The 25,466-nt window shown below is 53.0% G+C and carries 23 protein-coding genes and 3 tRNA genes; 14 read left to right on the top strand and 12 right to left on the bottom strand.

Annotated features, from left to right (window positions below; genetic code table 11):
- The first annotated feature begins 35 nt into the window (after positions 1-35).
- Together WH50_RS02545 and WH50_RS02540 are read left to right on the top strand one after the other, a co-directional pair.
- Positions 36-111: transfer RNA gene (locus WH50_RS02545), tRNA-Glu, on the top strand.
- Between the two features lies 1 nt (position 112).
- A tRNA-Gly gene (locus WH50_RS02540) sits at positions 113-188 on the top strand.
- Between the two features lie 164 nt (positions 189-352).
- Here the strand turns inward: WH50_RS02540 and WH50_RS02535 are convergent.
- On the bottom strand, positions 353-757 hold the full coding sequence (locus WH50_RS02535) for a PA2817 family protein (protein WP_110185875.1): 405 nt from the start codon (positions 755-757) through the stop codon (positions 353-355).
- 192 nt (positions 758-949) lie between these two features.
- Between WH50_RS02535 and WH50_RS02530 the strand changes: the two genes are divergently transcribed.
- Genes WH50_RS02530 through queF form a run of 3 tightly spaced genes read left to right on the top strand, consistent with a single transcriptional unit; the run spans position 950 to position 3,480 of the window.
- Positions 950-1,879, top strand: coding sequence for an ABC transporter ATP-binding protein (locus WH50_RS02530; RefSeq protein ID WP_110185874.1), 930 nt, complete (start codon positions 950-952; stop codon positions 1,877-1,879).
- Positions 1,876-2,649, top strand: coding sequence for an ABC transporter permease (locus tag WH50_RS02525; protein ID WP_104155756.1), 774 nt, complete (start codon positions 1,876-1,878; stop codon positions 2,647-2,649). Before WH50_RS02530 ends, WH50_RS02525 begins: the two co-directional genes overlap by 4 nt.
- A gap of 12 nt (positions 2,650-2,661) precedes the next feature.
- Complete coding sequence (gene queF / locus WH50_RS02520; protein WP_165838279.1) at positions 2,662-3,480, top strand: NADPH-dependent 7-cyano-7-deazaguanine reductase QueF; 819 nt, start codon at positions 2,662-2,664, stop codon at positions 3,478-3,480.
- A 112-nt stretch (positions 3,481-3,592) separates the two neighbouring features.
- Here queF and WH50_RS02515 read toward each other — a convergent pair whose 3' ends face one another.
- Positions 3,593-4,687: a hypothetical protein gene (locus WH50_RS02515; protein ID WP_133251220.1), complete on the bottom strand. Its 1,095-nt coding sequence runs from the start codon at positions 4,685-4,687 to the stop codon at positions 3,593-3,595.
- 529 nt (positions 4,688-5,216) lie between these two features.
- Between WH50_RS02515 and WH50_RS02510 the strand changes: the two genes are divergently transcribed.
- From WH50_RS02510 to WH50_RS02500, 3 genes are all read left to right on the top strand, one after another.
- Positions 5,217-5,777, top strand: a complete 561-nt coding sequence (locus tag WH50_RS02510; protein WP_110185882.1) for a nitroreductase family protein — start codon at positions 5,217-5,219, stop codon at positions 5,775-5,777.
- Positions 5,770-6,258 (top strand): YiiD C-terminal domain-containing protein, encoded by a 489-nt coding sequence (locus WH50_RS02505; RefSeq protein WP_110185872.1) that lies wholly within the window; start codon positions 5,770-5,772, stop codon positions 6,256-6,258. Before WH50_RS02510 ends, WH50_RS02505 begins: the two co-directional genes overlap by 8 nt.
- 104 nt (positions 6,259-6,362) lie before the next feature.
- A tRNA-Ser gene (locus WH50_RS02500) sits at positions 6,363-6,452 on the top strand.
- 490 nt (positions 6,453-6,942) lie between these two features.
- Here WH50_RS02500 and cyoE read toward each other — a convergent pair.
- From cyoE to WH50_RS02470, 6 genes are all read right to left on the bottom strand, one after another.
- On the bottom strand, positions 6,943-7,836 hold the full coding sequence (gene cyoE, locus WH50_RS02495; protein WP_110185871.1) for a heme o synthase: 894 nt from the start codon (positions 7,834-7,836) through the stop codon (positions 6,943-6,945).
- Positions 7,837-7,912: 76 nt separating this feature from the next.
- Positions 7,913-8,248 (bottom strand): cytochrome o ubiquinol oxidase subunit IV, encoded by a 336-nt coding sequence (gene cyoD / locus WH50_RS02490; protein ID WP_110185870.1) that lies wholly within the window; start codon positions 8,246-8,248, stop codon positions 7,913-7,915.
- The gene (locus tag WH50_RS02485; protein WP_110185869.1) at positions 8,249-8,854 is read right to left on the bottom strand and encodes a cytochrome o ubiquinol oxidase subunit III; all 606 of its coding nucleotides are present in this window, start codon (positions 8,852-8,854) and stop codon (positions 8,249-8,251) included.
- A 3-nt stretch (positions 8,855-8,857) separates the two neighbouring features.
- Positions 8,858-10,861, bottom strand: coding sequence for a cytochrome o ubiquinol oxidase subunit I (gene cyoB / locus WH50_RS02480; RefSeq protein ID WP_110185868.1), 2,004 nt, complete (start codon positions 10,859-10,861; stop codon positions 8,858-8,860).
- 2 nt (positions 10,862-10,863) lie between these two features.
- A complete protein-coding gene (gene cyoA / locus WH50_RS02475) occupies positions 10,864-11,814 on the bottom strand; it encodes a ubiquinol oxidase subunit II (RefSeq protein WP_110185867.1) in 951 nt (316 codons plus the stop codon).
- 904 nt (positions 11,815-12,718) lie between these two features.
- On the bottom strand, positions 12,719-13,975 hold the full coding sequence (locus WH50_RS02470; RefSeq protein WP_110185866.1) for an amidohydrolase family protein: 1,257 nt from the start codon (positions 13,973-13,975) through the stop codon (positions 12,719-12,721).
- Between the two features lie 152 nt (positions 13,976-14,127).
- Between WH50_RS02470 and WH50_RS02465 the strand changes: the two genes are divergently transcribed.
- Positions 14,128-14,526: a nuclear transport factor 2 family protein gene (locus WH50_RS02465; protein ID WP_110185881.1), complete on the top strand. Its 399-nt coding sequence runs from the start codon at positions 14,128-14,130 to the stop codon at positions 14,524-14,526.
- Between the two features lie 53 nt (positions 14,527-14,579).
- On the opposite strand, the gene WH50_RS26280 is transcribed toward WH50_RS02465, so the two are convergent.
- Positions 14,580-15,686 carry a CobW family GTP-binding protein gene (locus WH50_RS26280; RefSeq protein ID WP_165838278.1) on the bottom strand — a complete coding sequence of 369 codons (1,107 nt, stop codon included), beginning with the start codon at positions 15,684-15,686 and terminating at the stop codon, positions 14,580-14,582.
- 250 nt (positions 15,687-15,936) lie between these two features.
- Here WH50_RS26280 and WH50_RS02455 point away from each other — a divergent pair, with 250 nt between their 5' ends.
- On the top strand, positions 15,937-16,782 hold the full coding sequence (locus WH50_RS02455) for a DUF2076 domain-containing protein (protein WP_110185865.1): 846 nt from the start codon (positions 15,937-15,939) through the stop codon (positions 16,780-16,782).
- Positions 16,783-16,913: 131 nt separating this feature from the next.
- On the opposite strand, the gene WH50_RS02450 is transcribed toward WH50_RS02455, so the two are convergent.
- A complete protein-coding gene (locus tag WH50_RS02450; protein ID WP_110185880.1) occupies positions 16,914-19,169 on the bottom strand; it encodes an arginine/lysine/ornithine decarboxylase in 2,256 nt (751 codons plus the stop codon).
- Between the two features lie 418 nt (positions 19,170-19,587).
- On the opposite strand from WH50_RS02450, the gene WH50_RS02445 reads away from it, so the two are divergent.
- The 3 genes from WH50_RS02445 (at position 19,588) to WH50_RS02435 (ending at position 21,804) form a co-directional block, all read left to right on the top strand.
- Complete coding sequence (locus WH50_RS02445; protein WP_243409962.1) at positions 19,588-20,742, top strand: GNAT family N-acetyltransferase; 1,155 nt, start codon at positions 19,588-19,590, stop codon at positions 20,740-20,742.
- A gap of 76 nt (positions 20,743-20,818) precedes the next feature.
- On the top strand, positions 20,819-21,298 hold the full coding sequence (locus WH50_RS02440) for a YchJ family protein (protein ID WP_110185863.1): 480 nt from the start codon (positions 20,819-20,821) through the stop codon (positions 21,296-21,298).
- Positions 21,295-21,804 carry a GNAT family N-acetyltransferase gene (locus tag WH50_RS02435; RefSeq protein ID WP_207780142.1) on the top strand — a complete coding sequence of 170 codons (510 nt, stop codon included), beginning with the start codon at positions 21,295-21,297 and terminating at the stop codon, positions 21,802-21,804. Before WH50_RS02440 ends, WH50_RS02435 begins: the two co-directional genes overlap by 4 nt.
- 105 nt (positions 21,805-21,909) lie before the next feature.
- On the opposite strand, the gene WH50_RS02430 is transcribed toward WH50_RS02435, so the two are convergent.
- Positions 21,910-22,404: a DUF3429 domain-containing protein gene (locus WH50_RS02430; protein ID WP_110185862.1), complete on the bottom strand. Its 495-nt coding sequence runs from the start codon at positions 22,402-22,404 to the stop codon at positions 21,910-21,912.
- A 21-nt stretch (positions 22,405-22,425) separates the two neighbouring features.
- A complete protein-coding gene (gene cadR / locus WH50_RS02425) occupies positions 22,426-22,941 on the bottom strand; it encodes a Cd(II)/Pb(II)-responsive transcriptional regulator (protein ID WP_110185861.1) in 516 nt (171 codons plus the stop codon).
- A 141-nt stretch (positions 22,942-23,082) separates the two neighbouring features.
- On the opposite strand from cadR, the gene WH50_RS02420 reads away from it, so the two are divergent.
- Positions 23,083-25,350, top strand: coding sequence for a heavy metal translocating P-type ATPase (locus WH50_RS02420; protein ID WP_207780141.1), 2,268 nt, complete (start codon positions 23,083-23,085; stop codon positions 25,348-25,350).
- The last annotated feature ends 116 nt before the right edge of the window (positions 25,351-25,466 follow it).

Raw genomic sequence — 25,466 nt, 5'->3', positions numbered from 1 at the left:
CCTCTAAGGAGTGAAGTGGCTAAAGAATGTTATGTGTCCCATTCGTCTAGTGGCCTAGGACACCGCCCTTTCACGGCGGTAACAGGGGTTCGAACCCCCTATGGGACGCCACGCGGGAATAGCTCAGTTGGTAGAGCACGACCTTGCCAAGGTCGGGGTCGCGAGTTCGAGTCTCGTTTCCCGCTCCATTTCTTTTCTTGTCTTATTTCTCCTTTAGTGAACTTCATCATCACAGCTTTGTGATGTTATTCCTTTTGATTTCCTGTGTGCATTCTTACATCTGACTAAATCAGCATTTTGGCTTTTCCTGAAGGCTGAGCCCGATTGGGCGAGGCTCAGCCGAACAGACTTATCAGTGCGTCGTTTTCCCAAAGCGATCTTTTAAAGCTTCATAGTCAAAGTGTAAGCCTTGCTGTTCAGCCTGAAAGCGCAACTCTTCAATGTTCTGGTAGAATTCGATTTCTTCGTCATCGAGAAAGTGCAGGCAGTCGCCGCCGAAAAACCAAAACAAGTCGCGACTCGCCAAATGAGTATGCTGAGGATAGAGGCGAACAAGCTGATTAATGACGTCTTGTCCCTCTGTGTACCAATCGCCACTGTGTGTCGACATGCTTTCAATCAAATGCTGGAAGTTTTCCAAGAATAATTCGTCAGTCTCGCTGATGTGCTCAGGAGCGAATTCTGACAGTGCCTCTAACTTATTGAGGCTTTCTAGCAGCTGATCCAGATGATACTCAAACCATTGTTGATCATTCATGTAGCGGATTCCTTTGAGGTCAGGCTTTTCCGGGATATACACCGAGAGCCGGTCATTGTTGATGTAATACTGCCGCAACTAAGCGGGCGTGATTGATTCAGAATTCGAAACGCATTGGTTCACTCAGGCCTGGTTGAAAATGCCAGGTTTCCACCCTAAAAAAGGTGGCCATTGCATAATTGGGGACAGGTTATGACCAAAGCGCTAACCATACGTGGGTTGCGAAAGGTATATGGTAATGGTTTCGAGGCTTTAAAAGGCATAGATCTGGATGTGGAACAAGGTGATTTTTTCGCTTTGCTAGGGCCTAATGGCGCAGGCAAGTCTACCACGCTAAGTATCGTTTCGTCCTTGGTGAGAAAGACGGAAGGCTCAGTCACTATCTTTGGCTATGATCTGGACACAAAACTGTCTAACGCCAAGAAAATGCTCGGTGTCGTGCCACAAGAGTTTAATTTCAACCAGTTCGAAAAGGTCTGGAATGTGGTCATTACGCAGGCTGGGTATTATGGCATTCCCGCTGATGTCGCAGCTCCCCGTGCTGAGCGTTTACTGAAAAAACTTGATCTATGGGAAAAGCGCAACAACGTGTCAAGAATGCTATCGGGCGGCATGAAGCGGCGGCTGATGATCGCACGGGCATTGGTGCACTCCCCCAAGTTGCTCATTCTGGATGAGCCCACCGCTGGAGTGGATATCGAGTTACGTCGTTCTCTCTGGGATTTTCTGCGTGACCTCAACTCTGAGGAAGGTACGACGATTATCTTGACTACTCACTACCTCGAAGAGGCAGAAAATCTCTGCCGACATATTGCCATCATTAACAAGGGCGAGATTATCGAGAACACGTCGATGCGGTCTCTGCTGTCCAAGCTCAATACTGAGACGTTCTTATTGGATATCAGTCGTGATCTTCTGCCGGCAGATATACCGGTATTGGAGCATTACCCGTTGAGCCTTGTGGGTGAGCATACGCTGCAAGTTGAAGTAGAGAAGTCGCGTGGTATTACAGCGCTGTTTTCCGGTTTGCAGGCACACGGAATTGAAGTGGTCAGTATGAGAAATAAAGCTAATCGACTGGAGGAGTTGTTTGTGGCTTTGGTCAGAGGGGAGAGTATATGACCTCGCGCGAACTGATGGTGGCGTTCTGGACCATATTTATTAAAGAGATTCGCCGTTTTTCTCGTATCTGGGTGCAGACCTTGCTGCCACCAGCGATCACCATGACTCTGTACTTCGTTATCTTCGGCAACCTGATCGGCAACCGCATTGGGGATATGGGTGGCTTTACCTATATCCAGTTTATTGTGCCGGGGCTGATCATGATGTCGGTGATCACAAACTCCTATGGCAATGTTGTGTCGTCTTTTTTTGGTACGAAGTTTCAGGGGCATATAGAAGAGTTGCTGGTATCTCCTGTGCCTAACTGGGTCATTTTATCGGGGTATGTATTGGGTGGCGTTGCGCGTGGTCTGGCTGTCGGGCTGATTGTGACGTTGTTGTCGCTGTTCTTTACCAAGCTGCATGTGCATCATATCGGCATTACGGTGCTGGTCGTGTTTCTTACTGCCTTCCTGTTTTCACTTGGTGGTTTTGTGAACGCGGTCTATGCCCATACCTTTGATGATATTTCCATTGTGCCGACCTTTGTGTTGACGCCATTGACCTATCTTGGTGGCGTATTCTATTCCATCACGCTGTTACCACCCTTCTGGCAGGCAGCCTCTCAGGCCAATCCGATTCTTTATATGATCAACGCTTTCCGATTTGGCATTCTTGGGGTTTCAGATATCAATGTTGGTACGGCGATAGGGATTATCCTGCTGTTCAGTGTGGCTTTGTTTGTGTATTGCCTGCATTTGTTGAAATCGGGCAAGGGTATTCGTAATTAGAGGTGGGGAGAGATGAGTAAGACTGAATCATTGTTGAAGCAGGCGCAGGCTCCTCTGGGTGAAAAAAGTGCCTACGTGGACCAGTATGATCCGGCTCAGCTGTGTCCTATTCCTCGCCAGCAGATCTGGACTGGATCCTGCTATCGCACGGACGTGTGGACTGGTTATGAGATCTCCTGGCTGAATGAGAAAGGCAAGCCAGTGGCTGCGATGGCGACGTTCGATATACCAGGTGATTCACCAAGTATCATTGAGTCCAAGTCCTTCAAGCTGTACCTGAATTCCTTCAATGGCTATCGAGTGGCAAGCTGGGATCGGGTAGCTGAGATGATGGCAAGGGATCTTTCAGCTGCTGCGGGTGCACAAGTGTCGGTGACACTGCAGCCATTGCATCAGCTGTTGGTGCCTTCATTGCCGGAGGGTTTGTGCCTGGATGACCTTGATGTGACTATTGATCACTACCTCCCGGAAGCTTCTTTGCTGTCCCATGCCAAAGGGGCGGGTTCTGTGGTTGAGGAGGTTGTACATAGCAACTTGCTAAAATCCAACTGCCCAGTAACGGGTCAGCCTGACTGGGGGACAGTCGTCGTTCGCTATGTCGGTAAGGCCATAGACCACGAGTCGTTGTTACGCTACATCGTCTCCTACCGTAATCATGGAGACTTCCACGAGCAGTGTGTGGAGCAGATCTTCACTGACATAATGATGCGTTGTCAGCCAGAGCAGCTCACGGTTTATGCGCGTTATGTTCGTCGTGGCGGGTTAGATATTAACCCTTGGAGATCTACATCGCAGGCGCTGCCTACGTTCTACCGCTTACCACGCCAGTAACCCTGCAGGCATACATTTGGGGGTGGCATGAAAAGCCGGAGCAGCTAAGGCTGTTCCGGCTTTTTAGTATGATTAGTATGAGGCTAACAATGTCTTGCTGCCTTACTCAGCCTTATTGCAGCAAGCTGAATGTCTGCGTGGCAGACTCAATGAGTTTAAGCTGGCCCTGGAGGCGTTCAAGATCGGTCCGTAATACGTGGTGCATATCTCGGGACTCTTTAAGCATCTCCTCTATAAACGCGTGATGCTGAGTTTTGGGGCGGATAGTGCTTAGTGCATCATGCAGCTGACCCGTTGCAGATTGGAGGATTTGAATCTGCTCAAGATATTCTGGAATCTGGGCGTTGGTGTACCACAGCAAGTCAGCGAGCTTCTCTTTCAGTAAGTTGAGATCTTCATCTGGAGCAGGCATATCCAACGTCAGTGCGTTCTGGCAGGCTTGCTGAGCTTGTTTTAGTGAGGACAGGATCTCTCTCCATCCATTCAGTGTCGTTGTGGCAGGTTCGCTGTCGGCGGGATAGTTAGGGCCAAAAGCTGTTGATAGGGTGGTGAGTGTATCTTTGAGTGCTGGTTGATTCTGAATTGTTTTTTCCAGCTCAGAGTTAAGTGTGGTGAGGTGTTTGCTGGAGTCTGCGGCCTGCCGAATTAACTTGCTTACTGATGGGATGAGGTGCCCAAGCAATTCTGCTTCCTGTCGGGGTTGTCCTGAAGCGTTGGTCACACTGGATGGTTCAACAAGTGGTACCGGTTCAGGCTTGCGCCTTTTTTGCTCAAAGTCTTCCATGTACGTTTCGGCGACGCGTGAAAGGCTTTTGTGAATACTGTCCCAGAAGCTGTTTTCATCGTTTGACTTAAGGGCCTGCTTTTCAGCATGCAGGAACATTAGTCGCATTGCTGTGGTCTGAACCTCAGCAGGAAGATCTTTATTGAACTCAAAGTTGGTTTGATCGGGGCGAAGCTCTTTATAGTGTTGAACAGTATGCTGCAATGCTTTGTTCAGATGGTAGCGGTAGCTACTGTCTTGCTCGCCATCTATATCGGCAAGATCAAGGTCAGGCATTTGTTCCGGGCCCCTTTCCAGCTGAGACCTAAGGCGTTTAATACGTTGATTCTGGTAGCGACTGAAAACTGCCAGCAAGATGAGTAAAAATGCCAAAACCACAATTGCTTCAAGGGCGAGCAGCATAAAAGGGTCCTGTAAACTCATTCAATATTCCCATTGTTCAGATCCGCTAAGCAGGTGGGGACTTTAAGCATGCCTCTGGTTCCACTGCCTTTTACTCACGTGTTAAAAATGATCAGGCTAGTATGGCTCGAGTGTACTAAATAATTTGTTGAGCTACGCGTTGCGTTGCTTGGCCATTGTCATCTAAAGCGCAAATTGACAGTAAGTAGTACTCGAGTTTTGGTCTATGTTCCCCTGTCGAGGTTTCTTATGCTCTTCTGTGTGAGCATAGTCTAATTCATATATATCTTTATGGCAGATCTGCGACAGGATATTAGCTGTTTTCAGTTTGATGTTTCAGCATCATATTTGACTAAAGCATGTAACGTACTGCGTAACAATTAAGAGTTTTGTATCTGCGAATGCAGATAAACATAAATGCACCTGCATTTTTGTGCCTTCTCAGCCGTCTCTAGCGATAGCCTGAAAGGCAGAAAACGACTCTGCTGATACGAGTCGGCAATGACGTACCAGCAATATTTTCTTATCTGATCGCGAGCGAGTGTTATTCATGGATGCATTAAGTTTACTTCAGCAGCGGGTTTCTGTAGCTCAACTTACCGAGCCTGCTCCCACCTCAGACCAGTTAGAGCTTTTGTGGCGCGCGGCATTGCGTGCGCCAGATCATGGAGCACTGCGCCCCTGGCGATTTGTTGTCGTTCAAGGTGAGGCGCTTGTTCGCCTTGGGGAGTTATTTGCCCAAGTGGCCATGGACAATGATCCCGATGCCGATCCAGCTTTTCTGGAAAAATGCCTCAATATGCCACTGCGGGCTCCCATGCTTATTGTTGTAATAGCATGCTGCCAGCAGCACCCGAAAGTTCCAGAGCAGGAGCAAATTCTGTCTGCAGGCGCTGCGGCGCAGAACATCCTGCTGGCCGCACATGCTCAGGGTCTGGGAGCAATCTGGCGTACTGGTTGGGTAGCCGATGATGAAGTGATTAATCAGCAGCTTGGGTTGGTCAAGGGGGAGGTGAATATTGGTTATATTTATATAGGCACGCCGAAAGGGCATTTACCGGTCTCGCCCGTATTGAACAGTGCGGATTTTGTAACATCGTGGTATGGATGAGCTGATGAGAGCATTCGATGATGCTGATGTTCTGAGGGTTGAGCGCAGGCTGTTGAGCGCGATCCCGCTTGTTGCGCACATGTCATTGCAAGGTATCACTTTACAGAAGGAGGGGTTGTCGTTGAGTGCCCCCCTGGCTCCCAACGTGAATGACAAAGGGACAGGCTTTGGAGGGGCTCTCTCTGCAATCGCTACGTTGTCTGGCTGGTCTCTGACATCTATTTATGCTGAATCTGTAAAGGCAAATGGCTTTGATGTGGTTGTACATACCAGTGAGCTGACTTACCTGGCACCTGTTAAAGCGGATTTCTGCGCGCTTTGCTACTACCCAGAGGAACAGTTGCTTGATGTCTTTCTGCATAAACTTACGGAGCGAGGGAAGGCCTCTTTGCCGTTACGTGCGGAAATTCGCAGTAATGGCGAGGTGGCGGTTATGTTGTCAGGGCGCTTTGTTGCTTTTGCTCGTGCTGAGCAGGTGTGAAGCTCATCGCTCTGCTTTGCCTGAATTGTACTGATGAAAAAAGTGCTTGCGTTTCAAATGCCTATTAAGTACATTACGCACCGCGTTCAGCGATGAGCGCAACCGGTGAGGTGTCCGAGTGGCTGAAGGAGCACGCCTGGAAAGTGTGTATACGGGAAACCGTATCGAGGGTTCGAATCCCTCCCTCACCGCCAGATTCCAATGAAAAGCCCCGACTGAAAAATCAGTCGGGGCTTTTTGTTTTTCTGCGTTATAGCATGCGCTTGCGCGTCTTTTTTGGCGGCTGGTGCTTCTAATCTTGTCGGCATTGGTACGGATGCTTCTGACTGTTTTCCTTCTTTGAAACCGCTTCGTTTCTCGCTGCGCGCCCCGTTTGATTCTGCATCCTAAACTTCGATGTTGGTCAGAGGGCCATCTATAGCTGCTCCTGAGGTCTATGCTTGGAGGGTGTAGGGCGGCCTGGCTGATATAGCTTTAAATCAAGTTGAAGAGGGGAGTGGGTGATCCGTCGGTTGGTGTTCCGCTTGTGTGAAGGGTGTTGTTTGTTGGGAGCTATCCGTTTTGGGGTGAGTGTGTCAGGTGTGCTGGCGGTTAAGAGACTGATCATTAGTTTCACAATAAGTGGCAGGCAAAAAATGCAAAACCCCACTATCAAGTGGGGTCTTTAAATTGGGCTGCGAGAACTTAGCCCAGATAGGCCAGCATATCCAGTTGAGATGCTGGTGTCTGGAAGTCAACTGCCATCATTACGCTCAGTGCGGTGATGGTAACGATTGAAACCACAAAAACCTTGCGGGCCCACAACCTATCATCAGTGCTGGACTTATAGCCTGACAGCGCCATTCCCAGCCACCACAAGCTGGTTGCACAGGCAACCACCAGATAGCCGTAGCCGACGTAGCCGCTCAGGGCCAGCATGACTGTCGCCAGGGCGAAGGCAACGATGTAGATGACGATATGGTGCTTGGCTTTGTTGATGCCCTGAGCAACGGGAAGGACAGGGATATTCGCTGCTTCGTAGTCTTTGAAGCGGAATATCGCAATGGCATAGGAGTGGGGCATCTGCCACAGACTAAACATGATCAGCAGAATCGCTGCGCCTATGTCGAAATTGCCAGTGACTGCACAGTATCCGACGACAGGTGGTACTGCACCAGAAAAGCTGCCAACCAGTGTGCCGTAAACTGAGTTGCGCTTCATGTAGAGGCTGTAGACAACTACATAAATAAAGAAGCCGAATGCTGCAAATCCCAGTGCAACGAGGTTGGTCCAGTAATAAAGCATGCCAAAGCCAATCAAGCCCAGAACGATGCCATGGGTGAATGCTGCTTTGGTGGACATGGCGCCCGTGACGGTTACGCGATTCTTGGTGCGTTCCATCTTGCGATCGATGTCGCGGTCAATGCAGTTATTCAGTGCACATCCTGATGCCACGATCAATGACAGCCCAACCACCGTGGCCAGAAACAGGGATAAATCTACGCTGCCCTTGGCAGCTAGGAAGAAGCCCCCGGCAACAGAGATCAGGTTGCCGAAAATGATTCCCGGCTTAGTAACGAGTAAGTATCTCTTAATCATCAGAACACGCTTACCAGTTGAAGAGGCGTAAGAAAGGGTGCCAGCAGGCACCCGTTCTTACGGTAGGCGGACAGTCTTACAGGATCATGTTGATATGCATGTTGTACATGATCCAGACCGTACCACCGATCAGGATGACCGCAATCAGAACAGTGAAGGCGAATGCCATCACGTTCCAGCTTTGCTCTGAAGAGCTGTCCATGTGCAGGAAGAACACCAGCTGCACCAGTACCTGAGCGATTGCCATGATTACCATGACAATAACAGCAGTTACTGGTGTAGCCAGGCCTGGGAACATAACCAGAGCAAAGGGCACCAGGGTCAAAATGATGGACAGAATAAAGCCGCTTACGTAGGACTTCATGCTGCCGTGGCTCGCGCCACCATTGCCATGTGAATGATGATCGCTCATTTACATTGCCCCCATCAGATAAACAACGGTAAATACGCAGATCCAGACGATGTCCAGGAAGTGCCAGAACAAGCTCAGGCAGGTCAGACGAGTCTTGTTCGTGTCGCTGAGTCCTTGTTTGGAAACAAGGAACATCATGACCACCATCCAGATCAGGCCACAGCTTACGTGGAAGCCGTGAGTACCCACCAGGGTGAAGAATGAAGACAGGAAGGCGCTCTTGTCTGGACCGATGCCTTCTTCAATCAGGTGGTGGAACTCATAGATTTCCATCGCAACGAAGCCTGCACCCAGCAGGGCAGTGATGATCAGCCATTTGATGACCTTGGCTTTGTCGCCCTGGTGCATTGCCAGCATGGAAATACCGCTGGTGAAGCTACTGATCAGCAGCAGGAAGGTTTCAATCAGCACGAATGGCAGCTCGAAAATTTCCTTGCCGCTTGGGCCGGTGGCAATGTTGTTGTGAAGAACTGCATACGTTGCGAACAGGGTCGCAAAGATAATGCAGTCAGTCATTATGTAGATCCAGAAACCGAAGACCTTTGTTGCTCCGGCATCGTGGTGCCCATGATCATCATGGGCGTGATGTAGTGCTTCAGTGGACATGGGTTACACCTGGGTTACGAAGGGGTGGCTAGATGCGTTTTTCTCAAGCACGTCGTGATGCGCGTTTTCAATGCGCGCCACTTCGTCAACCTGAACGTAATAGTCAACATCTTCGTTGAACGCACGAACAATCATGGTAGCCAGAATGCCGGCGGCACTGAGGATAACCATCCACCAGATGTACCAGATCAAGCCAAAGCCAAGGCCTACAGAGAACAGGCCGATGAAAACACCAGCAGCTGCGTTCTTCGGCATGTGGATCTTCTCAAAAGAGGCAGGGCGCTTGTAGGCAATGCCTTTCTCTTTGTTGTCCCAGTGGGCGTCCAGGTCTTCTACGTTCGGCATATGCGCGAAGTTGTAGAAGGGGGGCGGAGAGGAGATGGACCATTCCAGCGTGCGTGCATTCCAGGGGTCGCCAGTGACATCCATGTTGTCCTTGCGGTCACGGATACTGACGTACAGTTGGATGAACTGGCACAGGATGCCACCCAGGATGATGAACGCACCGATAGCGGCGACCACCAGATAAGGGTGCCATGCTGGGTTGTCATAGTGGTTCAGACGACGGGTCATGCCCATGAAGCCCAGGATGTACAGAGGTACGAAGGCTACATAGAAACCTACCAGCCAGCCCCAGAATGCACGGCGACCCCATTTGTCGTTCAGGGTGAAGCCGAATACTTTCGGGAACCAGTAGCCAAAACCAGCCAGGTAACCGAACACCACGCCACCAATAATGACGTTGTGGAAGTGAGCGATCAGGAACAGGCTGTTATGCAGCAGGAAGTCTGCACCAGGGACGGCCAGCAGTACGCCGGTCATACCACCGATAGAGAAGGTGATCATGAAGCCAATGGTCCAGAGAATGGGCGCATTGAACTGCACGCGGCCACGGTACATAGTGAATAGCCAGTTGAAAATCTTCACCCCGGTCGGGATGGCAATGATCATTGTGGCAATACCGAAGAAGGCGTTGACGTTAGCGCCAGAGCCCATGGTAAAGAAGTGGTGTAGCCAGACGATGAAGGACAGTACGGCAATGGCCGCTGTTGCGTACACCATCGAGCTATAGGCAAACAGGCGCTTGGTTGAGAAGGTGGCTGTTACTTCCGAGAACACACCGAAGGCGGGCAGAATCAGGATATACACCTCGGGGTGACCCCAGGCCCAGATCAGGTTGACGTACAACATGGGATCTCCACCAGCAGTGTTGGTGAAGAAGTGCATGCCCAGGTAGCGGTCAAAAGTCAGCAGAGCCAGAGCAACGGTCAGCATGGGGAAGGCGCCCATGATGATGATGTTGGAGCACAGTGCAGTCCAGGTGAATACAGGCATCTGCATCAGACGCATACCAGGCGCACGCATCTTCATGATGGTCACGAAGAAGTTAACACCTGTCAGGGTAGTACCGATACCGGATATCTGCAGTGCCCAGATGTAGTAGTCAACACCAACGCCAGGGCTGTACGTCGCCTCCGATAATGGCGGGTAAGCCAGCCAGCCGGTACGTGCAAACTCGCCGATACCCAGAGACAGGTTGATCAGCACCACACCTACCACGAACAGCCAGAAGCTGACTGAGTTCAGGAAGGGGAAGGCAACGTCACGAGCACCAATCTGCAGGGGGACGACGATGTTGAACAGGCCGATCATGAATGGCATGGCCATAAAGATGATCATGATCACACCGTGAGCGGTGAAGATCTGGTCATAGTGTTCAGGAGGTAAGTAGCCCGCGTTACCTGCATCGGCAAGGGCAAGCTGGGTACGCATCATGATGGCATCGGCGAAGCCGCGTACCAGCATCAGCATGGCAACAAAAATGTACATTACACCGATTTTTTTGTGGTCGACGGAAGTCAGCCACTCGGACCACAGGTAGCCCCACTTCTGGAAGTAGGTCAGACCAGCAACGACGGCAAGGCCAGCGAGCAGAATGATACTTACAGTGACGACAATAATCGGCTCATGGAAGGGAAACGAGTCTAGCGTTAATTTTCCAAACATTGTTATTCCTCAGAAGCCACGTTCATGCTGACTTGCTGAGCTTCTTCACCGGCCTTGCTGTTCAGGGCTTCGTGAGAGTTCAGTGCAGTCGCAGACGGAGATTGGCAGTAAGAGCCATAACTGTTCAGGATGGACTGATACAGATTGGATTCTACGGATGAGAAGTGCGCAACAGGGTTAGCTTCGCTGGGCTTGACCAGCTCGGTGTACTGTTCCTTCTCAAGAGGCTGAGGTGCGGCTTTGACCTTCTCTACCCAGGCATTGAAGTCCGTAGTGGACATGGCCAGAGTGTCGAATTTCATGCCAGAGAAACCACTGCCGCTGTAGTTGGCAGACATACCCATGTAAGTACCGGGTTCGTCAGCCAGCAGGTGCAGCTTGGTGTTCATACCCGCCATGGCATAAATCTGGCTGCCCAGCTGCGGAATGAAGAAAGCGTTCATTACAGAGGCAGAGGTGATATCAAACGCAATTGGCGTTCCGGTAGGGATAGCCAGTTCGTTGACTGAGGCAATGTTCTGCTCGGGGTAGATGAACAACCATTTCCAGTCCAGAGCGACTACCTGAACATGAAGTGGCTTCACTTCAGATTCAAGAGGCTTGTATGGGTCCAGTTCGTGGGTGGTTTTCCAGGTGATCAACGCCAGAACGCCGATGATGACGCAAGGAATGAACCAGACTACCACTTCAATAGCGTGGGAGTGTGCCCATTTGGGAGCGTAAGTGGCGTTCTTGTTGGAAGCGCGATATTTCCAGGCAAAAACGAGGGTCATGATGATGACCGGGACAACCACGATTAGCATCAGCCATGTGGCAGTAAGAATCAGCGATTTACCGCTTTGGCCTATCGGCCCCTTGGGATCCATCAGCACCCAGTCGTCGCAGCCACTTAGAAACAGTGCAGCGAGCAGGCCAGACGCCTTCATCAAACTTAGACAGGTTTTTTTTTTCATCTCACAGCCTCATTACCTCACAAATGTAATGTCAGAAAGGGAAAGGGGATCACAGATTCTTGATAGCTACAGGCGTACTGCCGCGGGGTCACATACCTTAACTGAACACTTCGCGATTAGCAGAGGTGTCTGTTCTAAAAAGTATGATGTGTTGATCTAAATCATTGATAAGTCATGGATGAATGCAGCGTTTGGACTTCTTCCACAAAGGTCAGTTCTAAGTTAAGCGCTGGCCCTGTCATTGGGGACGCCATGTTACTGCATGTGCTGGCCGTGGTGGGAGAGTCACCTCCGTATCTGCAACTTCTATCCTTAAGTTATCCTGATTCCGCGGTTCACGTACTAACTCTGTGCTTCATTTGTTCTTCGGTTACTACACTGCCGTGCTAACAGGGTGGTAACCTGAATTCTTTTTGATGCTGTGACATGAATCAGGTCGATTCATACCAGCGTCGAGCGGGCCGCAGTATAGCAGCCATGCGACATTTTGTCGCTGTTAATGTGCCATTTATTGATGATCACTTCTGCTCGTTTCAACCAGTATCCAGAAGCGACCAAACAATACTTTAGTACGACGGGGCGAGTGTTTTCGCGGCTTGTAAGCGTAGTGGGTGTGCTGGCAGAGAACCATAATAAGTTGTAGAACAGTTCGTCTGTTCTGTCATTTCCGGTTTGCTGTCAGCTGAGGCAGGCCGCACCTAAAACGGAGCCTGATTGGTCACGGTATTGTCTGGTCGTCAGTTATTGAAGCTGCTAGTTTGTGCCACCTTTGGTGAGCCGGTATAGGTATCAAAGCGGCGGTGCTTTAGGTCTATTCCCAAATTCAGCAGATCTTATCTTTCGTAATGGCATCGTTCGTATTATGTGTTCTGCCATTGGGGTAATCGCTGCGCTGCTAAAAGCTTCAGGCGCCTGATTGCTGTTTCGCCGGTTTGAGCAGCGTTGCCGCTGGCCGGCAGAATGTCTGTTTGCCACTCTTGAATCCCATCTGAGGGTGACGTATCTCCGCTATAGTCTGTGGCCCATCCGTACTGTCCACCACGATAAAGTCTGCTTTACAGCCAGGGTGTAAACCATAGTTTTCCAGTCGCAGGAGTTGCGCCGAGTGTTTGGTGATCCAGTGCAGGCATTGCTCCAGCTGTTTATCTGTTCCCAGCTGAGCGATGTTGGCATAGAGATTAGCGATACGGATCAACGAAGTATCGCCCAAAGGGGTAAACGGGTTACGGACATTGTTGGTCGAGAGTGAGCAGCACATTCCCTGTTGCTGAAGAATATGGATCGGGCTTACTCCCCGCGGTATCAGGTGATCGTATTGTCTGCCCATAAGGAACAGATCCGTTGCGGGAAGGCAGGTGAGTTGAATGCCTGCCGTAGCCAGCCTCTTCGCTATACCCAGCAAGTCGGTATGGGAGACTGCCGACAGGCGGGTGACATGGCCTAAGGTCACTCTTCCGTGCCAGCCATAGTGATGCGTTTGCTCGATGACCTTTTCCAGATTCGTCAAATCATCCATCAGGTCAAAGTCGAGATGAAAGTCCAGATCGCGATCGTATTGACGGGCTAACGCAAACAGCCGCTCAATCTGGCCCGTTGGGTCACTATCAGTGTATGGGCAGCCGCCGAGTACCTCAGCGCCTTGTTGCAGGCATTGCATCAGTAGCGTTTCCGTTCCCGGCTTGTTGAGCATTCCTTCCTGCGGAAAGACACAAATTTGCAGGGTAACTGCCCATGCGTAATCGGTTTGAAGTCGACGAATGGCCTCGAAGCCTTTGAGGCCGATACCCGGATCTATTTCGACATGGGTTCGCATGTGGGTGGTGCCCTGTGTGATGGCACGCTCAATGACCTGTGCACCACGTTGATAAATATCTTCCTCACTGAAGCCCTGTTTGGCCTGACTGGTCAGTGCAATGGCTTCTTCGAGTGTACCGTGCTGCAAATGGCAGCGATCCATGATGCAGGCTTTGTCCAGATGGATATGGGTTTCGATCAGGCCGGGCAGTATCAGCGCATTATCCATGTCCCTGTGCTCAATCTCTGTATCTGATCTCAGGGCATCGGCCGGAGGCTCAATAAAATAGCCGTCTTCTATCCACAGTTCAGAGGTGATGTCCGGATGATCCAGAAGGCGCAAGTTGCTCAAGTGTGTCAATGGCATCGGGTATGACCTCTGCTGTGAATCGGTAAAGCGAGACTGTCGGTGAGAGAAGTTGTTAGCAAAGCGGTATTTTTTGCTAACAATGGCTTCCAAATTGCTAGCAATTTCTCTGCCTGATTTCTCAGTGAACCTTTCAGCAGGAGAAAATGCTTATGCCGTCTGCGCAAACAGCCATAGACATTGTTAAAGATTTTTTGGCGGCTTCCATGGCGCCAGACCCGGTCAAGGCGGCCAGCTATATGGCGGAAGGGGTTGCAATAACGTTCACCGGTGGCAGGGCAATGGCAAGTGCAACTGAAATAACCACTTTCAATGCCAGCCGTTACCGGTGGGTGAAGAAACTGCTGGGGGATTTTGACTACATGGAAAAAGAGGGCGTGGTCGTTGTGTATGCGACAGGCACGCTTTATGGCGAGTGGCCGGACGGGCGCAGCTTTTCTGGTAACCGTTACGTGGATCGTTATGAGGTGGCTGGCGGCAAGATAGTGCGCATGGACGTCTGGAATGACAGTGCCGAGTGGATTCTGGTACCGGCCATAGCGAAAAGTTGATCTACACCTTTTGATTTGACGACTGCCACACAAGCAGTCGTCGGTGTGTACCCTTAATGCTCGATACAGGCGATGACCTGCTGCTCAATGCTATCCCAGTCCAGTGGCTGCTGGCTGATGATTTCCAGTCTTGAGTCGCGACGCCAGGCCAGACGGTGGTAGTCAAATTCCCCCAGTACCTGATTGAACAGCAGCCAGGCGTCGCCAATGCGAAATACGCCTTTTACTCTGATGGCCGACGTAATGGCTGTCAGCACAGGCTCCAGTTTTGTGTAATCGAATACGTCATCGCGATGAAACTGCCAGCCGACGCTGCTGAAGTCCCCATTGCTGCCGCTGCGGCGAATTGGCTTGCCGGGATGAGGATGCTCCACACCGGGGGCGAGCTTTGAGCCTGCGAGTGGCGTCGTTGCGGCAGTAAAAAGACCCTCGAAAGTGCTGGTGAATGCTGTGTTACTACTATTGTCAGTAGCAGTGCCTTTGTCAGTAGTAGTGCCTTCCAGTATTTCCTGAAGTTCAGGGGCGCCACTGGGAGTAAAAGGATGCTGTTGAGTGCCAGCGCGCACAACATCGAGCAGGGCAGGGTCGATATGGCCTGCACGTGCCTGCACCACGGCTTGCTTGGGAGGGTACATGTTCAGGCTGCTGGCTTCGGCCAGCTTGATCAGGTCAGTTGCAGCGATATCACATTTACTGACGACGATCACGTCAGCAAGGCTTAACTGGTCCTGAAAGGTTGAGTTGGCCAGCACGTCGGGCCGCTGCAGGTTGCGTGGGTCCAGCAGGCAAATCGTGGCCCGCACATCCAGCGCCTGACGGAATACTTCTGACTGCAGGGTGTCAATGATGCCTTCAGGATGACCCAGGCCGGTTGGCTCAATCAGCAGGCGGTCGGGCCTGGACTGACGCAATAGTGCAGCTAAGCCGACCTGTAAGCTGGGGCCGAGGGCGCAGCACATGCATCCCCCGGCCATCTCTTTGATGAAAATGCCACCCTCTGCAGCAAATGCTGCCTGATCGACCCCAATCTGTCCGAACTCGTTGACCAGAATGGCCCAGCGTTCATTTTCCGGCTTGCTCGCCAGTAGCTGATTGATCAGTGTCGTCTTGCCGGAGCCAAGAAAGCCTGTAATGACATTGGTCGGTATCTGTCGCAACACGATGTGATCCTTTGTCTTCCTGAGGATTGGTCAATCGCCTGAAGGTGGGGTCAACAGAGGTGAGTTTCGAGTAGGGAGCGCAGTTTTCTTTCTTCAACCTTCAGCGTTGTGCCATGTGTAAGGCGTTGTTTGAAGCGCAAGGAAGCATTTGGAAACCCAAATCGGCTGGAACGTCTCCATCTAAAGAAGGTCTATTTTGGTCAGTTATCATGGCCAATACCTGATTGAGCCCGGAAGAGGTGGTCACAGTATGAATAATGACGAACGTCAATTGATCGATGGCTTGTTTTCACGTCTTAAACAGGCGGCACAGCAATCACCCGTGCGCGATGAGGAGGCCGAGAAGGTCATCAATTGTCACCTGAGTGAGCAGGGGAATGCGGGTTATTACATGGCTCAGGTGCTGCTCGTGCAGGAAGAAGCACTCAAGCGTATGGAGCAACAGGTCAAAGGTCTGGAAGAGCAGAATCGCCAGTTAAATCAGCAGCTGGCGCAGGCTTCTGCTCGAAGCCAGAGTGCTGGCAGCCAGGGTGGCTTTCTGTCCAGTTTGTTTGGACTGGGCGGGCAGTCTCAGTCACGGCCGAACGATGCCAGCTGGGGACAGCAGAACAACGCTGCACCTCAGGCAAACCAGTGGGGTCGCCCTGTAGGGGCTGCTCCTGCGCAGGCCAACGCCTACCAGCCTCAGGCCAGTCAGGGCTATGCCCCTAATCCTGCGTTCCAGCAGGCGCAAGCAGCACCCGCGGCAAACGCTGGTCGAGGCTTTCTTGGAGGGGCATTGCAGACGGCGGCGGGTGTCGCAGGTGGTGTCTTGCTGGCAGAGAGCATCAGCAGCCTGTTCAGTCATCACAGCGGTTTAGGCGGGCTGGCAGGTGGTGCAGCGCCGACGGAAGAGATCGTCAATATCTATAATGAGGCGCCCGCTACGACAACCACGGGTCTGGATAGTGGGGGCGAGTATCAGAATGGCTGGACTGACACGTCTTACAATCAGGGTGGGAATGATTGGGGGAGTGGGTTAAGCGACAATCAGGCTGATTTCGGTGGCTATGATGACGGCGATATGGGCGGCTTTGACGACGATGACTTCGTTTAAACTGTCATTCTGCGCTTGCTGGTAGAGTGGCAGCGCTACAGGTCATCCAGACTACGACAGTCAGGTAAACAACAAGGGGCACATGATGTGCCCCTTGTTGTATCTGAGTGCTTTAGTATCTGTGGCCCTGATCAGGCACCGATAACAGCGTCGACAAAATAGGTATCGACACCATTGATCTTCTCGCGTACCAATCCGTGGCAGTCAGTCTCAAAGCCCGGGAAACGGGAGTTGAAGTCACGGACAAACTGCAGATAACGGACGATAGTGCGGTTGAAGCGCTCGCCAGGAATCAGCAGTGGGATACCGGGTGGGTAAGGTGTTACCAGCATGGCGGTAACCCGACCTTCAAGCTCGTCAATAGCGACGCGCTCGATCTGACGGTGTGCCATTTTCGCCCAGGCATCGGCAGGCGTCATTGCCGGTTCGATGTTGGACAGGTACATCTCAGTGGTGATCTTGGCCAGATCGTACTGTTTGTATACGTTGTGGATGTCAGTACACAGATCGCGCAGGCCGACTTTCTCGTATTGCGGGTTCTGTGCGGCAAACTCCGGCATGATGCGCCACAGCGGCAGGTTCTGGTCGTAATCGTCCTTGAACTGCTGCAGCTCGGTGACCATGGAGTTCCAGCGGCCTTTGGTGATACCGATGGTGAACATGATGAAGAAGGAGTACAGGCCTGTCTTCTCGATGATGATGCCGTGTTCGGCCAGGTACTTGCTGACGATGGCAGCGGGAATACCGATCTCATCGAAGTTACCGTCCATATCCAGGCCGGGGTTGATGATGGTTGCCTTGATCGGATCAAGCATGTTGAAGCCCGAATCGATCTGGCCGAAACCATGCCAGGTATCATTGGTATGAATAACCCAGTCATCCCGGTCACCAATGCCTTCATCGGCCAGCGTTTCCGGTCCCCAGACCCTGAACCACCAGTCATCACCGTACTCGGCGTCCACCTTGCGCATGGCGCGGCGGAAATCCAGTGCTTCCAGAATGGACTCTTCAACCAGTGCGGTGCCGCCGGGCGGCTCCATCATGGCGGCAGCCACGTCGCAGGAGGCAATGATGGCGTACTGCGGGCTGGTAGAGGAGTGCATCAGGTACGATTCGTTGAAGCGGTGGGTGTCCAGCTTCCGTGACTTGCTGTCCTGTACCAGAATCTGTGAGGCCTGAGACAGACCGGCCAGCAGCTTGTGAGTGGACTGGGTAGCGAACACCAGGGTTTCTTCCGAGCGTGGGCGACCACTGCCGATGGCATGCATGTTGCGGTAAAAATCATGGAACGCCGCATGGGGCAGCCAGGCTTCATCGAAGTGCAGGGTATCGATGGTCGAGCCCAGCATGTCCTTGATTTCTTCAACGTTATACAGAATGCCGTCGTAGGTACTCTGAGTAATGGTCAGAATACGTGGCTTCTTGTTGGTAGCGTTGCGCGCAAAAGGATTGGCTTCAATCTTCTTGCGGATGGTTTCCGGGTCAAACTCGCTCTTCGGAATCGGGCCGATGATGCCGTAGTGGTTGCGGGTCGGCATCAGGAACACCGGAATGGCGCCGGTCATGATGATCGAGTGCAGGATGGACTTATGGCAGTTGCGGTCAACGACCACGATATCGCCCGGCGCAACGGTAGAATGCCACACCACCTTGTTGGAGGTGGAAGTACCGTTGGTGACAAAGAACAGGTGGTCACAGCCGAAAATGCGCGCAGCATTGTTTTCGCTCTTGTTGACCGGGCCGGTGTGGTCCAGCAGCTGACCCAGCTCTTCTACAGCGTTACAGACGTCAGCACGCAGCATGTTCTCACCAAAGAACTGGTGGAACATCTGACCGACCGGGCTTTTCAGGAATGCCACACCGCCTGAGTGACCCGGGCAGTGCCAGGAGTAGGAACTGTCGCTGGCGTAATGCATCAGGGCACGGAAGAAGGGCGGTGCCAGTGATTCGAGATACTTGTTGGCTTCACGGATAATGTGGCGGGCGACGAACTCGGCGGTGTCTTCAAACATATGAATGAAGCCGTGCAGTTCGCGCAGAATTTCATTGGGGATATGACGTGACGTGCGGGTTTCACCGTACAGGAATACCGGAATATCGGTATTGCGACGACGTACTGCGGTAATGAACTCTCGTACGGATGCCAGTGCAGTATCAACCGCCTCGACACTGCCATCGCCAAATTCTTCGTCATCAATTGAGAGAATGAAACAGGATGCCCGGCTCGCCTGTTGGGCAAAGGCGGTGAGATCCCCATAACTGGTCAGTCCTACGACTTCCAGGCCTTCCTTACTGATGGCATCGGCCAGATCACGAATGCCGGAGCCGGAAATGTTTTCAGAACGAAAATCTTCGTCGATGATGACGACAGGAAAGCGAAATTTCATGTGCAGCGCCATTTGCATGAGAGGTGAATGTACGGTTTCCGGAGGGAAGGCAGGACCATAGCCCGGAACCTTGAAAACGATCAGCAGGGAGGCGTGCTTTGACTCAAGTCTCGGTCAGGTCCGCGATCATTTTCGGGGTGCATTGTGAGGCCAAAACCTCCAGAAACCTAGTGTTTATTTGCTATGGCCCTTGGTGGTAGATAATCCAACCCAAATGCGGACGGTTTTGTTACAGAGTCCTGCTGAGCGCAGGTATTTTTATCGCCAGTGAGTACACTGCGGCCGTCACAAAGGCGGCTTTGCCGGGCTGAGAAGTGTGGGACAAGATGGGTGAGCAGTGTGTAGTACCCATTATTGGGTGATTGTGCTTTGAGCGTGCAGTAGCAGATGGTCTGTTGGTGATACAGGAGCAGTATAAGTGACAGGGCAACAGGTAAAGGCAGTAACCATTGAGTCGGTTTCTTCCATGGCCGATGTTGATGCCGGGGAATGGAATGCACTGTTGGGGAGCCGCTATCCCTTTCTGCGACATGAGTTTCTTCACGCCCTTGAAGTCAGCGGTGCCGTCAGCGAGCAGACGGGCTGGATACCGGCTCACCTTGTGGCACGCTTTGAGGGGCAGCTGGTGGCGGCAATGCCCCTCTATGAGAAGCATCATTCCCGTGGCGAATACGTATTTGACTATCAATGGGCCGATGCCTGGGAACGGGCAGGGGGACGCTACTACCCCAAGTTGTTGTCAGCGGTCCCTTTCAGTCCGGTCACAGGGCCTCGCATTCTGGCAAGCGACGCGGCCTGTGCTCAGCAGCTTATTGAAGTCGTCACAGCCAGTGTGCTGCAGCATGGTTTGTCGGGGGCTCATCTGCTGTTTCCGCAGTCCACGTTTGATCAGCAACTGGAGGAGTCGGGCTGGCTGCTGAGGCTTGGCTGTCAGTATCACTGGCATAATCGCGGCTATCACCGCTTTGAGGATTTTCTGGCGGTGTGTACCTCACGCAAGCGTAAAAACTTCCGTAAGGAACGTGCGCAGGTGACCGCACAGGGGATTAGTTTCAGGGCGTTTCGTGGCGAAGAGGTCGATGAGCGTTTGTGGCGGCAGTTCTTTACGTTTTACGCGGCGACTTACCTCAAGCGTGGTCAGCGACCTTATCTCAGTCTGGCGTTTTTTCTACAGTTGGCCGAACACATGGCTGAATCCATCCGGCTGGTGGTGGCTTATGCCGGAGAGCAGGAAGTGGCGGCTGCGTTCTTCCTTACCGGAGGCAATACGCTGTACGGGCGTTATTGGGGATGTTTGGATGAGTATGACAAGCTGCATTTCGAGACCTGTTTCTATCAGGGTATCGATCTCTGTATTGCGGAAGGTCTTGCGCACTTTGATGCAGGCGCTCAGGGGGAACACAAGCTGATTCGTGGTTTCGAGCCTCAGCTCACTTCATCCTGGCACTTGTTACAACCGGGGCTGCATGAGGCAGTGGAAGAGTTTCTGCTGCAGGAGCGAGCCGCTATTCATCGCTATTATGCCGATGCGCTGAGCTATCTCCCCTATCGAAATGAGGACTGCAGCGAATAACGGCTGGCGCTGTCGGCGGGCGGGAGCCGCGCTGTACAATTCCCATTCCTTTTCTCCTTCTGACAAGACATCACTGATGACTGATTTAGCTTCGACATCATGCCCCTGTGGATCAGGTCGCTTTTATCACCAATGCTGCCAGCCCCTGCATACGGGGGAGCAGGTCGCGACCACGCCTGAGGCGCTGATGCGTTCACGTTATGCTGCGTTCGCGCTGGGGAATCTAGGCCAGTACCTGCTGGATACCTGGCACGTAAGCAAACGGCAGGGCCTGAGTGCCAGTGAACTGTCACGGCGGGATACCGATTGGCAACGTCTGCAGGTGCTGAACAGCTCAGTTCAGGAGGACTCGGGGGAAGTCGAGTTTCGTGCATTCTTCAGTGAGAACAATGCTCTCAAGGTGCTGCATGAGCGTTCCAGATTTGTTCGTGAGCAGGGGCGCTGGTTTTATGTGGATGGCGTCATTAATCCTCCTGCCGTGAGCCGTCAGACCGGGCGAAATGACCCATGCCCGTGCGGTAGTGGCAAGAAATTCAAAAAGTGCTGCGGTCAATGACAGACAAGAGTAGCAATGTAAGCTGTGCCCGCTGGCATATCGTCGCCTATCAGGCGTCCATGGCCAGTGCGTTGGCGGATCTGTTTACCCTTGCCGTCCAGCATATTGACGACGCTGTTTACTCCGCTGCCGAGAAAGCCGCATGGGCGCCGCAGCCTCCGGACTATGAGCGCTGGCAGCAGCGTCTGGCCGGGAAGCGCCCATGGGTGGCTGTCTGCCAGGACATGCCTATCGGATTTATCGAGCTGGATGCTGACGGTCACATCGATTGCGCCTATGTCCATCCTGACTGGCAACGTTGTGGTGTGATGACAGCGTTATACCGTGGTCTGGAAGTCGCTGCAGCAGAGCGAGGGGTGAGCCGACTCTATGTGGAAGCGTCTGAGGTGGCGAAGCCTTTCTTTGCCAGACAGGGCTTTACCCTGCTTGGCAAAAACCACGTCAAACGTGGGGAGCACATACTGGTTAACTATTTGATGGAAAACTATCTGATGGAAATTAATTGATGGAAATTAATTGATGGAAAAGCCTGTTAACGGACAAAAGCCTGATCGAAGCCAGCTGAACGGCGAATCTCTTGCAGGCTCAGAGGCTGGCATACGGGGCCGCTCTCAGGCTGCTGCCACCGTTGCCGCTCGCCACAACATCAGAAACCAGATCAGATGGCAGGCCAGCACTACAAAGCTCAGTCGCTTGCGCACATCACGATACCAGCGTTCACGAATCAACGGATTTTCGTACGCCCACCAGCCAATAAAGGCCAGGCCCAACAGTGGCACTGCCCACAGTGACGGCACCAGTAACGCCGCCCAGGCCAGCAGGCTTGGCAGCATCGCCAGCTTCAGCCGGACATGAGCAGCAGGCAAAGCACCCTGCATTATCCACCCCCAGTGAATGCCTCCCAGAAAAGACAGAATGACGGCGCTGTAGCCTATAAACAGCGTAAAGGCGAAGTGTATATTGACCCCGACCAGCGTGATCAGAATTGTGCCGAGAAAGGGAATCAGGCCGAAGTACCCCAGGCGCGTCGCGAGCTCACTGATATTCGGATTTGGGTCTGTCAGAGGGGTAGGCTGGGGAGCGGAGGGGCGTGGTGACTGCTGCATGGGGTCTCGATTCTGGCTGAGTTATAAACCGTGGCTGCCATGTACGTGGCTGCAGGTGTCGTCAGGATGATGATCATCGGTACTGACATCCAGGCGCTCAAGGCCCTCGATAATGCCGCAACGGCTGACCGGGCCGTGATTGTCACACTGGCTGCGCAGCAGGCGCAACTGTTCCTGCAGATGCTGTAACTGGGTAATGCGGGCTTCAACATGCTGCAGGTGGTTGTCCAGCAGAACGTCCACCTGCTCACAGGGGCTGTCGGGTTTGTCCTGCAAGGTGACCAGCAGGCGGATTTCTTCCTGCGTCATATCCAGTGCGCGACAGTGAAGAATAAACTGCAAGCGTTTGAGATGACCCTCCTGATAGACCCGATAGTTTGCCTGATTGCGGCTGGCGGCAGGCAGCAACCCTTGCTTCTCGTAGTAACGGATGGTCTCTGCCGGGCAGCTGGTCAGGCTGGCCAGCTCTCCTATCTTGTATTCCAGCACTGGCTTGTATTCCTCCACTGGCGGCGAAGTGGTTGGCTGTCTTCCCATGGTGACGTTCTCTGGTTGTTCCCTTTGGTCCGAAGTGATGAAAATCCATTCTGATTTCATCGCTTGACCCTGTAGCTGCTACAGGGTTTTTAATCCCTCCCAGTTGATAATTTCAGATATGCCGACTTTCAAGGAGGGAGCATGGATTTACATCGCCACGATCACGATCACGATCACGATCACAGCCATTCCCATGGTGCTTATCGTCATCAGGGTGGTGGCTGCGGTTGCCATCATACCGGACAGGATGCTTCCGCCGTTGTTGACCAACAGAGCGCGCAGATTCAGGGGCGTTACCAGTATCTGCTGCATATTCCCGCACTGGATTGTGCCAACGAAGAAGCGCAGATTCGCCACGGCCTGACTGACATGGCGGGCGTGCAGCGGCTGCAATTCGATACTCCGGCAGGCCGGTTGCGCGTACATGCCAGTGAGAACGTGCTGGCACAGGTGCTGGAGCAGTTGAAGCGCATGGGGTTGCCGGGCAACCCCTTGGCTGAGTCAACGGCACAGCCCGCTGCTGCTGCACGCTCAGCCTGGGCTGGGCTGCCCAAGTTGCTGCTGGCACTGACAGCCGCTGCTACTTCGGAACTGGTGCACTGGTTTGAATGGGGGCCGTCATGGCTGGCCGCGGCCTTTGCACTGGTTGCCATTGTGCTGTCGGGTATGTCGACCTACCGAAAGGGCTGGCAGGCCCTGCGTTACGGCAATCTCAGTATCAATGGTCTGATGAGTATTGCTGTGACCGGGGCGGTGTTGATCGGGCAGTGGCCTGAGGCTGCCATGGTCATGACGCTCTATGTTCTCGGGGAATGGATCGAAGCCCGTACTCTGGCCAGTGCCCGTTCTGCTATCGGTAAACTGGTCGCGCTGGTGCCTGAGATGGCGGAGTGTCAGGACGCGCAGGGGCAATGGCAGTCGTTGCCGGTAAAAAGCGTAGAGGCAGGGCAGACGTTACGGGTGAAGCCGGGGCAGCGCATACCGCTGGATGGCGACATCAGTAAAGGTCAGGGCTCGGTCAATCAGGCCGCCATTACCGGAGAAAGTGAGCCGGTCGCTGTTGCGGAGGGTGATCCCGTGCTGGCCGGTGCGCTTAATGGTGAGTCAACATTACAGATCCGGGTTTCGCGAACGGCTAATGACACCCTGCTGGCGAAGATTCTGCGACGGGTAGAAGAGGCACAGCACAGTCAGGCGCCAACGCAGACGCTGATTGAGCGCTTCTCGCGTATCTATACGCCTGCCGTCGCGGCACTGGCGGTTGTTATGGCGCTGTTGCCACCTTTGCTGGGATGGGGAAGCTGGCTGGAATGGTGCTATCGGGCACTGGTGTTGCTGGTGATTGCCTGCCCCTGCGCACTGGTTATTTCCACCCCCGTTACCCTGATGAGCGGTATTACCCGCGCCGCCAGAATGGGAGTGATGGTCAAAGGAGGGCGCTATCTGGAGGACGCCCGTCATCTGCAACAGCTGGCGCTGGATAAAACCGGCACCATTACGGCCGGACAGCCGGAAGTGCAGCAGCTCGACATATTGTCTGAGCGTTACTCCGAGGCTCAGATTCATCGCTGGGCCTGGCAGATGGCATCGGCTTCCAGTCACCCGGTCTCTCAGGCTATCACCACGGCCTTGTCACCCGCTGGCAGCGGGGCGCATGCCGTGGTTACGCAGCTGCCGGGGCAAGGGTTACAGAGCCAGCTGGAAGACGAACAGGGGCAGCCTGTCAGCCTTTATCTGGTCAAGCCGCAGTTTGCGCAACAGCGCGGCCTGCTGTCAGCACAACAACAGCAACAGGTAGAGCAGTACTACGCAGATGGATGCAGTGTGACGTTACTGATCACCGACCATGAAGCATTGCTGCTGTGCAGTGTGCGAGACCCGCTGAAGCCTGGCAGTGCCGATGCCATTCGCCAGTTGCATGAGCTGGGTATCACGACACTGATGCTGACCGGCGACAATGCGCGCGTGGCCGCTGCCATTGCTGAACAGGCTGGCGTCCGGCAGGTTGAGGCTGACTGTCTGCCTGATGACAAATGGCAGCGCATCAGGGCATTGGCCCAGCAGGCGCCCATTGGCATGGTCGGTGATGGCATCAATGATGCGCCAGCCCTGGCCGAAGCCCAGGTGGGGTTCGCGATGGGGAAAGGGGGCACGGACATTGCCGTGGAAACCGCCGATGTCGCACTGATGGACGATGACCTGCGCAAATTGCCTCGTTTTATCAGGCTGTCACGTTTTACCTTCAGGGTGTTGCAGCAGAATCTTGTGCTGGCGATCGGCATCAAGCTGCTGTTTGTGGTGCTGGCGGCACTGGGGATGACATCACTATGGATGGCGGTATTTGCTGATGTAGGCGCCAGTCTGCTGGTCATCGCCAATGGCCTGCGGGTGCTGCGTTATCCGTCCTGATCCAGACAATAATCAGGATATGTAACGGCTGCAATTGCGCCCCATGCGACCATCTGGTAGCGTTCGTCACCTTGTTTGTTTGGCGCCTGATCGCTAGTTGTTATAAGCGTGACCGA

Source organism: Pokkaliibacter plantistimulans (assembly GCF_003194385.1).
Classification (GTDB): Bacteria; Pseudomonadota; Gammaproteobacteria; order Pseudomonadales; family Balneatricaceae; genus Pokkaliibacter; species Pokkaliibacter plantistimulans.
Note: the sequence above shows the minus strand (reverse complement) of the source record. Positions and strands in the feature narration are given on the sequence as shown.